This is a genomic window from Pseudomonas protegens CHA0, from assembly GCF_000397205.1.
Taxonomy (GTDB): domain Bacteria; phylum Pseudomonadota; class Gammaproteobacteria; order Pseudomonadales; family Pseudomonadaceae; genus Aquipseudomonas; species Aquipseudomonas protegens.
Genome location: NC_021237.1, coordinates 1,332,730 through 1,345,000, shown reverse-complemented (window position 1 = coordinate 1,345,000; position 12,271 = coordinate 1,332,730). Strand labels below are relative to the sequence as shown.

Genomic DNA, 12,271 nt, shown 5'->3' with positions numbered 1-12,271 from the left:
ACCGGCCAGGCGCTTATCATCGGCGCCCGGCCTGTTCAAACGAGTTCTGCCACCATGCTTGTAGCCTCCCCCTGGCGCGCCGACTTCCCGGCCATCGCCGCCCTGCATCGCCAGGACCAGACGTACCTGGACAACGCCGCCACCACGCAAAAACCCCAAGCCCTGCTGAACGCGCTGGCGCACTACTACGCCAATGGCGCGGCCAATGTGCATCGTGCGCAACACCTGCCCGGCGCCCACGCCACCCAAGCGTTCGAAGACAGCCGCAGCAAGGTCGGCCAATGGCTGAATGCCGGTGACAGTGGGCAAATCGTCTTCACCCACGGCGCGACCTCCGCGCTGAATCTTCTGGCCTACAGCCTGGAGCACCAATTTTCCCCGGGCGATGAAATCGTCATCAGCGCCCTGGAGCACCACGCCAACCTGCTGCCCTGGCAGCAACTGGCCCAACGTCGCGGTCTCAAGCTGATGGTCCTGCCCCTGGACCCGGACGGCCTGATCGACGTCGACGCGGCAAGCCGCTTGATCGGCCCGCGCACCCGTTTGCTGGCGGTGAGCCAGCTGTCCAACGTGCTTGGCGCCTGGCAACCCTTGACCCCACTGCTGGCCATGGCCAGGGCCCAGGGCGCACTGACGGTGATCGACGGCGCCCAGGGCGTGGTCCATGGCCGCCACGATGTGCAGGCCCTGGGCTGCGACTTCTATGTGTTCTCCAGCCACAAGCTGTACGGCCCGGATGGGGTCGGCGTGCTGTTTGGCCGTCATGCAGCACTCAAGGGCCTGCGCCACTGGCAGTTCGGTGGTGAAATGGTCCAGGACGCCGATTACCAGCACGCCAGCTTCCGCCCCGCCCCCCTGGGGTTCGAGGCCGGTACGCCGCCGATTGCCGGGGTCATCGGCCTGGGTGCCACCCTGGATTATCTCGCCGGCCTGGATCAGCAAGCACTGGCCGACCATGAAGCAGCGCTGCACGCCTACCTGCTGCACGGCTTGCAGGCGCGCAATGGCATCCGCTTGCTGGGCTCGCCGCAAGTGGCCCTGGTCAGTTTTGTCGTGGATGGGGTGCACAACGCCGACCTGGCGCACCTGCTGACCGAACAAGGCATTGCCGTACGCGCCGGGCATCACTGCGCCATGCCGCTGATGAAGAGCCTGGGGTTGGCCGGAGCGATTCGCGTGTCATTGGCGCTGTACAACGATTCCGAGGACCTGGAGCGTTTCTTCGAAGCCCTGGATCAGGCCCTGGAACTGCTGCGATGAGCCTGCCGGCGGATGCCGTCGCCGCCCTGGAGATTTTCCAGGGGGCTGCCGGCTGGGAACAGCGGGCGCGCCTGCTGATGCAATGGGGCGAGCGCCTGCCGCCCCTGAGCGAGGCCGACCGGGTCGAGGCCAACCGGGTGCACGGCTGTGAAAGCCAGGTCTGGCTGGTGGCGGCCCTGGAAAACGGTCATTGGCAGTTTGCCGCGGCCAGTGACGCGCGGCTGATTCGCGGGCTGGTGGCCCTGCTCCTGGCGCGGGTCAATGGCCTGACGGCAGAGCAGTTGCGGGAAGTGGACCTGGCCGACTGGTTCAACCAGTTGGGCCTGTCGCGCCAACTCTCGCCTTCACGCAGCAATGGCCTGAACGCCGTCTTGCAACGCATGAGCGAACTGGCCAGCGCCCCCTAACTCCGTAGGAGCCAGCTTGCTGGCGAACAGGCTCATAAGCCTTACACCCTCCTCGCGGCCCTCTTCGCTGGCAAGCCAGCTCCTACGGGGCGGCGGGTTTGCTGCGTTCCGACGGGCGGCGCACGCCGGCGACAATCTTGTCCACCGCCTTGGTCGCCGCCACCATGCCGAAGGTCGCGGTCACCATCATCACCGCGCCAAAGCCGCCGGCACAGTCGAGCTTGACGCCATCGCCGACAAAACTCTTCTGCAGGCAGATGCTGCCGTCCGGCTTCGGATAACGCAGCTGTTCAGTGGAAAACACGCAAGGCACGCTGTAGTGCCGGGTTACGGTGCGCGAGAAACCGTAGTCGCGGCGCAGGGTGGAACGCACCTTGGAGGCCAACGGGTCATTGAAGGTACGGTTCAGGTCGCAGACCTGGATCAGCGTCGGGTCGATCTGCCCCCCCGCGCCGCCGGTGGTAATGATCTGGATCTTGCGTCGCTTGCACCAGGCAATCAGCGCCGCCTTGGCATTGACGCTGTCGATGCAGTCGATCACGCAATCGATGTCTGGGGTGATGTACTCGGCCATGGTCTCGCGGGTGACGAAGTCCGGCACCGCGTGCACCTTGCAGTCCGGATTGATGCCGCGCAGGCGTTCGGCCATGACCTCGACCTTGGGCTTGCCCACAGTGCTGTCCAGCGCGTGCAACTGGCGGTTGCTGTTGCTGACGCAGACGTCATCGAGGTCGAACAGCGAGATCTCGCCCACCCCGCAACGGGCGATGGCTTCCGCCGCCCAGGAACCGACCCCGCCGACGCCGACGATCGCCACATGGGCCGCCCGCAGCCGCTCCAGGCCTTCAATGCCATACAAACGGGCGACGCCGGCAAACCGTGGATCTTCTGTACTCATGACCATCACCTAAAAAACCGGCGCGCATTATAGGGCCTCAACGCGACAAGTTTTAACCTTGAAGCTACAAGTAAAGAACTTAAACCCGAATACAGTGCCCAAGGTCTGGCTTTCCTCTGTGCGCTGTACGCTCAGTTGAGGGCCGGTGTAGGATGCCCGCCGTTTGGCGCCTGCCAACCCTTCCCTCGTTCCACACCTTTTGGAACCCGAAATAGCTATGTCATCGCGTAAATTTGGACTCAACCTGGTGATAGTGCTGGCCATTGCCGCGCTGTTCACCGGTTTCTGGGCGCTGATCAATCGCCCGGTCTCGGCCCCCGACTGGCCGGAACAGATCTCCGGTTTTTCCTACTCGCCTTTCCAGCAGGGCCAGTTCCCGCAGAAGGACCAGTACCCGTCCGACGATGAAATGCGTCGCGACCTGGAGATCATGAGCAAGCTGACCGACAACATCCGTACCTATTCGGTGGACGGCAGCCTGGAAGACATCCCGAGGCTCGCGGAAGAGTTCGGCCTGCGCGTGACCCTGGGGATCTGGATCAGCCCGGACCTGGAGCGCAACGAGCGGGAAATCATGCGTGCCATCGAACTGGCCAATACCTCCCGCAGCGTCGTGCGGGTGGTGGTGGGTAACGAGGCGATCTTCCGCAAGGAAATCACCGCCGACCAACTGTCGGTGATTCTCGACCGGGTGCGTGCCGCGGTAAAAGTTCCGGTCACCACCTCGGAGCAATGGCACGTCTGGGAGGAAAACCCGGGGCTGGCCAAGCACGTCGACCTGATCGCCGCGCACATCCTGCCCTACTGGGAGTTCATCCCGGTGGACAAGGCCGAGCAGTTCGTCCTCGACCGCGCCCGGGACCTGAAGAAGATGTTCCCAAAAAAACCGCTGCTGCTGTCCGAGGTCGGCTGGCCGAGCAACGGCCGCATGCGTGGTGGCGCCGACGCCAGCCCGGCGGACCAGGCGATCTACCTGCGTACCCTGGTCAACAAGCTCAACCGCCAGGGCTACAACTACTTTGTCATCGAAGCCTTCGACCAGCCGTGGAAGGCCAGCGACGAAGGTTCGGTGGGCGCCTACTGGGGCGTGTTCAACGCCGCGCGCCAGCAGAAATTCAACTTCGAAGGCCCGGTGGTCGCGATCCCGCAATGGCGGGTGCTGGCCATCGGCTCGGTGGTGCTGGCGCTGCTGTCGCTGACCCTGCTGATGATCGACGGCTCGGCCCTGCGCCAGCGCGGCCGGACCTTCCTGACCTTTATCGCGTTCCTCTGCGGTTCGGTGCTGGTGTGGATCGGCTACGACTACAGCCAGCAATACAGCACCTGGTTCAGCCTGACGGTGGGCTTCCTCCTGGCCCTCGGCGCGCTGGGGGTGTTCATCGTGCTGCTGACCGAGGCCCATGAACTGGCCGAAGCGGTGTGGATCCACAAGCGCCGGCGCGAATTCCTGCCGGTGGAGGGGGACTCCAGCTACCGGCCGAAAGTCTCGATCCACGTGCCCTGCTACAACGAGCCGCCGGAGATGGTCAAACAGACCCTCAATGCCCTGGCCAACCTCGATTACCCGGACTTCGAAGTCCTGATCATCGACAACAACACCAAGGACCCGGCGGTCTGGGAACCGGTGCAGGCCTATTGCGAGACCCTCGGCCCGCGCTTCAAGTTCTTCCACGTCGCGCCCCTGGCCGGCTTCAAGGGCGGTGCGCTGAACTATCTGTTGCCGCACACCGCCAAGGACGCCGAAGTGATCGCGGTGATCGATTCCGACTACTGCGTCGACCGCAACTGGCTCAAGCACATGGTGCCGCACTTCGCCGATCCGAAGATCGCCATCGTGCAGTCGCCCCAGGACTATCGCGACCAGAACGAAAGCACCTTCAAGAAGCTCTGCTACGCGGAATACAAAGGCTTCTTCCATATCGGCATGGTCACCCGCAACGACCGTGACGCGATCATCCAGCACGGCACCATGACCATGACCCGGCGCACAGTGCTCGAAGAGCTGGGCTGGGCCGACTGGTGCATCTGCGAAGACGCCGAGCTGGGCCTGCGGGTGTTCGAGAAAGGCCTGTCGGCGGCGTACCACCACGAAAGCTACGGCAAGGGCCTGATGCCCGACACCTTCATCGACTTCAAGAAGCAGCGTTTCCGCTGGGCCTATGGCGCGATCCAGATCATCAAGCGCCACACCGCCAGCCTGCTGCGCGGCAAGAACACCGAGCTGACCCGTGGCCAGCGCTACCACTTCCTCGCGGGCTGGCTGCCGTGGGTAGCGGACGGCATGAACATCTTCTTCACCGTCGGCGCCCTGCTGTGGTCGGCGGCGATGATCATCGTGCCGCAACGGGTCGACCCGCCGCTGCTGATCTTCGCCATCCCGCCGCTGGCGCTGTTCGTGTTCAAGGTGGGCAAGATCATCTTCCTCTACCGCCGTGCGGTGGGGGTCAACCTCAAGGACGCCTTCTGCGCGGCCCTGGCGGGCCTGGCCTTGTCCCACACCATCGCCAAGGCGGTGCTGTACGGCTTCTTCACCAGCAGCATCCCGTTCTTCCGCACCCCGAAGAACGCCGACAACCACGGCTTCTGGGTGGCGATCTCGGAAGCCCGGGAAGAGCTGTTCATCATGCTGCTGTTGTGGGGCGCGGCGCTGGGGATCTTCCTGGTGCAGGGCCTGCCGAGCAACGACATGCGCTTCTGGGTGACCATGCTCCTGGTGCAGTCTTTGCCTTACGTGGCAGCGCTGGTCATGGCCTTCCTTTCGTCGCTGCCAAAACCGGCGGAAGAAAGCCAGCCGGCTCCCGCAACCTAAATCGATCCAAAGCACTAAACGGCGGCCTCTGGCCGCCGTTTTGCTTTAAGATATCCGCCATTTTGCGCGCCTCGCCCAACCCTGTAGGAGCTGGCTTGCCAGCGAACCAAGCAACGCGGTGTATCGATTAAACCGCCCTCGCCGCCCCGCCGGCTCCTGCACAATGCCTTGCACCGGAGTTACCCATGACGGCCCATGCCGAGCTTTCGCCGACCCTGCAACTTGCCTGTGATCTGATCCGTCGCCCCTCGGTGACGCCGATCGACGCCGACTGCCAGAAGCTGATGATGCAGCGCCTGGGGGATGCCGGCTTCAAGCTGGAACCGATGCGCATCGAGGACGTGGACAACTTCTGGGCCAGCCATGGCCAGCATGAAGGCCCGGTGCTGTGTTTTGCCGGCCACACCGACGTGGTGCCTACCGGCCCGGTCCAGGCCTGGCAGAACGACCCGTTCGACGCTCTGATCGACGAGCACGGCATGCTCTGCGGCCGTGGCGCAGCGGACATGAAGGGCAGCCTGGCGGCCATGCTGGTAGCCGCTGAGCGTTTCGTCGCCGACTACCCGGACCACAAGGGCTCGGTAGCCTTCCTCATCACCAGCGACGAAGAAGGCCCCGCGCACCATGGCACCAAGGCCGTGGTGGAGCGCCTGGCGGCACGCAAGGAGCGCCTGGACTGGTGCATCGTCGGTGAGCCTTCGAGCACCAGCCTGGTGGGCGACGTGGTCAAGAACGGCCGCCGCGGCTCCCTCGGCGCCAAGCTCACCGTGCGCGGGGTACAGGGCCACGTGGCCTACCCGCACCTGGCGAAGAACCCGATCCACCTGGCGGCCGCAGCCCTGGCGGAGCTGGCGGCGGAGCACTGGGATGACGGCAACGCCTTCTTCCCACCCACCAGTTTCCAGATCTCCAACCTCAATTCCGGCACCGGCGCCACCAACGTGATTCCCGGTGAACTGACCGCGCTGTTCAACTTCCGCTTCTCCACCGAATCCACGGTGGAAGGCCTGCAGCAGCGGGTCGCGGCCATCCTCGACAAGCACGGCCTGGACTGGCATGTGGAGTGGGCCCTGTCCGGGCTGCCGTTCCTCACCGAACCCGGCGCCCTGCTGGACGCGGTATCGGCCAGCATCAAGCAGGTCACCGGGCGCGACACCAAGGCCTCCACCAGTGGCGGCACCTCCGACGGGCGCTTCATCGCCACCCTGGGCACCCAGGTGGTGGAACTGGGCCCGGTCAACGCCACCATCCATCAGGTCAACGAGCGGGTACTGGCCAGCGACCTCGATGTGCTGACCGAAATCTACTACCAGACCCTGATCAAGTTGCTCGCCTGATGCTTGCCTGTCCTCTCTGCAGTGCCCCGCTGAACGTCGTGGACAACGGCGTGGTCTGCCCGGCCGGGCATCGTTTCGACCGGGCACGCCAGGGCTACCTGAACCTGCTGCCGGTGCAGCACAAGAACAGCCGTGACCCGGGCGACAACCAGGCCATGGTCGAGGCCCGCCGCGACTTTCTCAACGCCGGGCACTACGCCCCGGTGGCCCGGCGCCTGGCGGAGCTGGCGGCAGAACGCGCGCCCCAGCGCTGGGTCGACATCGGCTGTGGCGAGGGTTACTACACCGCGCAACTGGCCCAGGCCCTGCCCGCTGCCGATGGCTACGCCCTGGATATTTCCCGGGAGGCGGTGAAGCGCGCCTGCCGTCGTGCCCCGCAACTGACCTGGATGGTCGCCAGCATGGCGCGCATCCCCCTGGCGGACGCCAGCTGCCAGTTCCTGGCCAGCGTCTTCAGCCCCCTCGACTGGCTGGAGGCCAAGCGCCTGCTCAGCCCCGGCGGCGGCCTGATGAAGGTAGGTCCCACCAGCGGCCACCTGATGGAACTGCGCGAACGCCTGTACGACGAAGTACGCGAATACACCGACGACAAGCACCTGGCCCTGGTGCCCGAAGGCATGGCCCTGGCCCACAGCGAAACCCTGGAGTTCAAGCTGCACCTGGAACGCCCGCAAGACCGCGCCAACCTGCTGGCCATGACGCCCCACGGCTGGCGCGCCAGCGCCGAGCGCCGCGCCGCGGTGATCGAGCAGGCCGAGCCTTTCGAGGTCAGCGTATCGATGCGCTACGATTACTTCGTGCTGCAATAACCCACTAAAACCCAAGGCCCCGAGCCTGTGCTCGCGGCCGAAGAAATCCGCGAATGGATTTTTCAGACCGGCAATGAGGACATCCATGCGCCAGCCCGATATCGAGATTTACCTGAAAGACGCCGACGTCGACTACAAGGCCATCGCCGCCTGGCTGGGCGCCGTGCTTGGCCCGTGCAGCGACTGGGTACAAAAAGGCCAGACCTACAAATGCACCGCAGGCCAGGTGCCCGTGACCTGGCTGCCCAAGGCCGTGGGCAAGTGGAACAGCCTGTACCTGGAAAGCGACCAGACCCCGTGGGATGACGACATCGCCTGCGCCCGCGCCGCCTTTGCCGCGTTGAATGTGGAGGTGCGCTGCGCACCGGGCAGCTGGGTCGAGGAAGAGGGTGAAGAGTCCGCCGATCGCTGGATTCGCATCAGCGCCGACGGTGAAGAAGAGATTACCTGGCGCACTGCCTGAACAGTGCATACCCGTAGGAGCCGGCTTGCCGGCGAAGAGGCCTTCAAGACTTGCGTTCGATAGACGGGCGCCTTCGCTGGCAAGCCAGCTCCTACAGGGTGGGTTACAGGCCGACGACGTCTTCGGCTTGCAGACCTTTCTGGCCTTCGACCACAGCGTATTCCACCTGCTGGCCTTCGGTCAGGGAGCGGTGGCCTTCGCCACGGATCGCCCGGTAGTGGACAAATACGTCCGCCCCGCCTTCACGCTGGATAAAACCGTAGCCCTTGGCGTCGTTGAACCACTTCACGTTGCCTGTCTCACGAGTAGTCATGAATCCATACCTCATTTTTTTATTATTGGATTGGCGCACTGCAACCAAACCCTGAGAACTTTCCCCCAGCCTGCCTCTCTATGAGTGAAAGCGATACGACCGCGGGAGAGTCGGCCGAGTATATGACAGGCGTAAAAACTCTCAACTCAATCTTGTTTCGGCGCTTTTTTGCCGATTTTCGGCGAATCCGGCACACTACCGGCCCCGAGCAGTTGCTCGGTTTTCTACTCACTCACGCAGAAGCCGTATGACCCGCTCCCCGATCCGCCGTCTTGTGTTTGGCACCTTGCGCCGACTGCTGTACCTCTGGGTCCGCTCGGAAACCATCAACCAGTCGTCCTTCACCCTCGACCTCGACCGCAGCCGACCGGTGTTCTACGTCCTGCAAAACCCGTCCCTGACCGATCTCGCCGTGGTCGATACCGAATGCACCAAGGCTGGGCTGCCACGTCCGGTACTGCCGGTGTCGGTGGGCAACCTGCTGGAACCGGCGGCCTTCTTCTACCTGACCCCGGAGCCCGACTGGCTTGGTCGCCAGGACAAGCGCGGGGCGCCACCGACCCTGACCCGGCTGGTCAGCGCCCTGACCCAGAATGCCGCCGAAGATGCACAGATCATTCCGGTCAGCGTGTTCTGGGGCCAGTCGCCGGACAGCGAATCGAGCCCGTGGAAGCTGCTGTTCGCCGACAGCTGGGCGGTCACCGGGCGCCTGCGCCGGCTGCTGAGCATCATGATCCTGGGACGCAAGACCCGGGTGCAGTTCTCCGCACCGATCAACCTGCGCGAGCTGATCGAGCACAACAAGGGCCACGAGCGCACCGTGCGCATGGCCCAGCGCATCCTGCGGGTGCACTTTCGCAACCTCAAGGCTGCGGTCATCGGCCCGGACATTTCCCACCGGCGCAACCTGGTCAAGGGCCTGCTGAACCAGCCCCTGGTGAAACAGGCGATCCTCGACGAGGCCGAGCGCGAAAAGATTTCCCCGGAAAAAGCCAAGGCCCAGGCCCTGCGCTACGGCAACGAGATCGCCTCGGACTACACCTACACCGCGATCCGCTTCCTGGAAGTGGTGCTGAGCTGGTTCTGGAACAAGATCTACGACGGGATCAAGGTCAACCACCTCGAAGGCGTGCAGAAGATCGCCCAGGGCCACGAAGTGATCTACGTGCCCTGCCACCGCAGCCATATCGACTACCTGCTGCTGTCCTACCTGCTGTTTCGCAACGGCCTGACCCCGCCGCACATCGCCGCCGGGATCAACCTCAACATGCCGGTGATCGGCGGCCTGCTGCGTCGCGGCGGGGCCTTCTTCATGCGCCGCACCTTCAAGGGCAACCCGCTCTACACCTCGGTGTTCAACGAATACCTGCACACCTTGTTCACCAAGGGTTTCCCGGTGGAGTACTTCGTCGAGGGCGGCCGTTCGCGCACCGGGCGCATGCTGCAACCCAAGACCGGGATGCTGGCAATCACCCTGCGCAGCTTCCTGCGCTCCTCGCGCATGCCCATCGTCTTCGTACCGGTGTACATCGGCTATGAAAGGGTGCTGGAAGGCCGGACCTACCTGGGCGAGCTGCGCGGCGCGAGTAAGAAGAAAGAGTCGATTTTCGACATCTTCAAGGTCATCGGCGCCCTCAAGCAGCGCTTCGGCCAGGTGGCGGTGAACTTCGGCGAACCGATCAAGCTGGCGGAATTCCTCGACCAGGAACAGCCGGACTGGCGGACCCAGGAGCTGGGCCCGCAGTACCGCCCGGCCTGGCTCAATGAAACCACCAACCGTCTCGGCGAGCGGGTGGCCCAGCACCTCAACGAAGCCGCGGCGATCAACCCGGTGAACCTGGTGGCCCTGGCCCTGCTTTCCACCACCCGCCTGGCCCTGGACGACCGCGCCATGGCGCGGGTCCTGGACCTGTACCTGGCACTACTGCGTCGCGTGCCCTACTCGCCCCACACCACCTTGCCCGAAGGCGACGGCCGGGCTCTGATCCAGCACGTCAAGGACATGGACCTGCTGGCCGAACAGAGCGACGCCCTGGGCAAGATCCTCTACCTGGACGAGCAGAACGCCGTCCTGATGACCTACTACCGCAACAACGTGCTGCACATCTTCGCCCTGCCGGCGTTGCTGGCGAGCTTCTTCCAGAGCTCGTCGCGCATGAGCCGCGAACAGATCCTGCGTTATACCCGCGCGCTTTATCCCTACCTGCAATCGGAGCTGTTCATCCGCTGGCCGCTGGATGAGCTGGACGCGGTGGTGGACCAGTGGCTGGAGGCCTTTGTCGAACAGGGCCTGCTGCGCTTCGAGAAGGACCTGTACCAGCGTCCGGCCCCGAGCTCGCGGCATTTCGTCCTGCTGACCCTGCTGTCCAAGAGCATTGCCCAGACCCTGCAACGCTTCTACATGGCTATTTCCCTGTTGCTCAACAGCGGCCAGAACAGCATCAGCGCCGAGGAGCTGGAAGACCTGTGCACGGTCATGGCCCAGCGCCTGTCGATCCTGCATGGCCTCAATGCCCCGGAGTTCTTCGACAAGAGCCTGTTCCGCCACTTTATCCAGACCCTGCTGGACCAGGGTGTGCTGCGCCGCGACGAAGCCGGCAAGCTGAGCTACCACGAAGCGCTGGGGGAGCTGGCCGAAGGTGCCGCCAAGCGCGTGCTGCCGGCAGAAATTCGCCTGTCGATCCGCCAGGTCGCCCTGCACCGCAGCGAAGACGCCGCCGACCAGCTCGCGGCACCTGCGCAAAACGACTAGATTCTTACGGGCGCCGGAGCAGCTGCGGCGCCCTCGATACGGAGATCCGCGATGAAAAAGCTCAGCCTGCTGGCCGCCACCGCGCTGCTCGGCGCTTGCCAGTCCATGAATCCCGCTGCCAAGGCCAGCCTCGACGGCGAAGTCTTCTACTTGCAGCGCATCGCCCTGCCTCCGACCGCCACCCTGAGCGTGAGCCTGCAGGACGTGTCACTGGCCGACGCCCCTGCCGTGGTCCTGGCCGAGCAGAGTGGTCCGGTCAAGGGCCAGGTGCCGCTGCCCTTTCACCTCAGCTACGACCCGGCCCAGGTCAAGCCCGGCCACCGCTATTCGGTCAGCGCGCGGATTGAAGTGGCTGGCCAGCTGGTCTTCATCACCACCGAAAACAACACCGTTAAACTCGACGGCAGCGACCCGCAGCCCTTGAAGCTGCGGGTCGACGCTGTTCGTTAATTCTTATTGCACAAGGAAGCCGCCATGCTCCGTACTTCGCTTCGTTTCACCAGCCTGTGCGCTGGTCTGTTGATCTCCGCCAGCGCCCTGGCCCTGTCCCTGAGCGACCTGTCCCAGGGTGACGCCAGCGGTGGCCTGAAAGATGCCCTGACCCAGGGTGCGCAGATCGCCGTCAAACAGCTGGGCACCCCAGGTGGTTTCAGCAACAACCCCGAGGTGCGCATCGAGCTGCCAGGCAACCTGGGCAAGGTCGCGAAAAAAATGAAACAGTTCGGCATGGGCGACCAGGTCGATCAGCTTGAAACCAGCATGAACAAGGCTGCCGAGGCCGCTGTCCCGCAAGCTCAGGCCCTGTTGGTGGATGCCGTGAAGAAGATGACCGTGGCTGACGCCAAGGGCATTCTTGCCGGCGGCAAGGACTCCGCCACCCAATACCTGGACAAGAGCAGCCGCGAGCAGATCCGCGCCAAGTTCCTGCCGATCGTCAAGCAGGCCACTGACCAGGTCGGCCTGGCCAAGCAGTACAACTCCTTCGCCGGCCAGGCTGCGACGCTCGGCGTGCTGGATGCCAAGAGCGCCAACATCGAGAGTTACGTGACCGAACAAGCCCTCAATGGCCTGTTCGAAATGATCGGCAAGCAGGAAGAAACCATTCGCCAGAACCCGGCGGCAGCCGCCACCAGCCTGGCCAAGAAAGTCTTCGGCACCCTGTAAGCCTCCCCGCTACCTGTAGGAGCCAGCTTGCTGGCGAAGACGTCGCCAGGACAAGCGCC

At 64.2% G+C, this 12,271-nt stretch carries 11 protein-coding genes; 9 read left to right on the top strand and 2 right to left on the bottom strand.

What is annotated here, in order from left to right; genetic code table 11:
• Nucleotides 1-54: 54 nt before the first annotated feature.
• Both PFLCHA0_RS05935 and PFLCHA0_RS05930 read left to right on the top strand, forming a co-directional pair.
• Nucleotides 55-1,260: an aminotransferase class V-fold PLP-dependent enzyme gene (locus PFLCHA0_RS05935; protein WP_015634327.1), complete on the top strand. Its 1,206-nt coding sequence runs from the start codon at nucleotides 55-57 to the stop codon at nucleotides 1,258-1,260.
• A complete protein-coding gene (locus tag PFLCHA0_RS05930) occupies nucleotides 1,257-1,667 on the top strand; it encodes a SufE family protein (protein ID WP_015634326.1) in 411 nt (136 codons plus the stop codon). Before PFLCHA0_RS05935 ends, PFLCHA0_RS05930 begins: the two co-directional genes overlap by 4 nt.
• 82 nt (nucleotides 1,668-1,749) lie before the next feature.
• Here the strand turns inward: PFLCHA0_RS05930 and tcdA are convergent, their stop codons facing one another.
• Nucleotides 1,750-2,565 (bottom strand): tRNA cyclic N6-threonylcarbamoyladenosine(37) synthase TcdA, encoded by an 816-nt coding sequence (gene tcdA, locus PFLCHA0_RS05925; protein WP_015634325.1) that lies wholly within the window; start codon nucleotides 2,563-2,565, stop codon nucleotides 1,750-1,752.
• Nucleotides 2,566-2,782: 217 nt separating this feature from the next.
• On the opposite strand from tcdA, the gene PFLCHA0_RS05920 reads away from it, so the two are divergent.
• The 4 genes from PFLCHA0_RS05920 to PFLCHA0_RS05905 all read left to right on the top strand — a co-directional run bounded on the left by PFLCHA0_RS05920 (nucleotide 2,783) and on the right by PFLCHA0_RS05905 (nucleotide 7,983).
• Nucleotides 2,783-5,374, top strand: a complete 2,592-nt coding sequence (locus PFLCHA0_RS05920; protein ID WP_015634324.1) for a glycosyltransferase — start codon at nucleotides 2,783-2,785, stop codon at nucleotides 5,372-5,374.
• Between the two features lie 185 nt (nucleotides 5,375-5,559).
• Nucleotides 5,560-6,711, top strand: coding sequence for a succinyl-diaminopimelate desuccinylase (gene dapE, locus PFLCHA0_RS05915; RefSeq protein ID WP_015634323.1), 1,152 nt, complete (start codon nucleotides 5,560-5,562; stop codon nucleotides 6,709-6,711).
• The gene (locus tag PFLCHA0_RS05910; protein ID WP_019093669.1) at nucleotides 6,711-7,520 is read left to right on the top strand and encodes a putative RNA methyltransferase; all 810 of its coding nucleotides are present in this window, start codon (nucleotides 6,711-6,713) and stop codon (nucleotides 7,518-7,520) included. Before dapE ends, PFLCHA0_RS05910 begins: the two co-directional genes overlap by 1 nt.
• Nucleotides 7,521-7,605: 85 nt before the next feature.
• Nucleotides 7,606-7,983, top strand: coding sequence for a hypothetical protein (locus PFLCHA0_RS05905; RefSeq protein WP_011059511.1), 378 nt, complete (start codon nucleotides 7,606-7,608; stop codon nucleotides 7,981-7,983).
• Nucleotides 7,984-8,086: 103 nt separating this feature from the next.
• Here the strand turns inward: PFLCHA0_RS05905 and PFLCHA0_RS05900 are convergent, their stop codons facing one another.
• Nucleotides 8,087-8,296 (bottom strand): cold-shock protein, encoded by a 210-nt coding sequence (locus tag PFLCHA0_RS05900; RefSeq protein WP_011059510.1) that lies wholly within the window; start codon nucleotides 8,294-8,296, stop codon nucleotides 8,087-8,089.
• Between the two features lie 247 nt (nucleotides 8,297-8,543).
• Here PFLCHA0_RS05900 and plsB point away from each other — a divergent pair, with 247 nt between their 5' ends.
• The 3 genes from plsB to PFLCHA0_RS05885 are packed head-to-tail and all read left to right on the top strand — an operon-like array spanning nucleotide 8,544 to nucleotide 12,212.
• Nucleotides 8,544-11,048, top strand: a complete 2,505-nt coding sequence (gene plsB / locus PFLCHA0_RS05895; RefSeq protein ID WP_011059509.1) for a glycerol-3-phosphate 1-O-acyltransferase PlsB — start codon at nucleotides 8,544-8,546, stop codon at nucleotides 11,046-11,048.
• Nucleotides 11,049-11,099: 51 nt separating this feature from the next.
• Nucleotides 11,100-11,498 (top strand): YbaY family lipoprotein, encoded by a 399-nt coding sequence (locus PFLCHA0_RS05890; protein ID WP_015634321.1) that lies wholly within the window; start codon nucleotides 11,100-11,102, stop codon nucleotides 11,496-11,498.
• A 24-nt stretch (nucleotides 11,499-11,522) separates the two neighbouring features.
• Nucleotides 11,523-12,212: a DUF4197 domain-containing protein gene (locus PFLCHA0_RS05885; protein ID WP_011059507.1), complete on the top strand. Its 690-nt coding sequence runs from the start codon at nucleotides 11,523-11,525 to the stop codon at nucleotides 12,210-12,212.
• The last annotated feature ends 59 nt before the right edge of the window (nucleotides 12,213-12,271 follow it).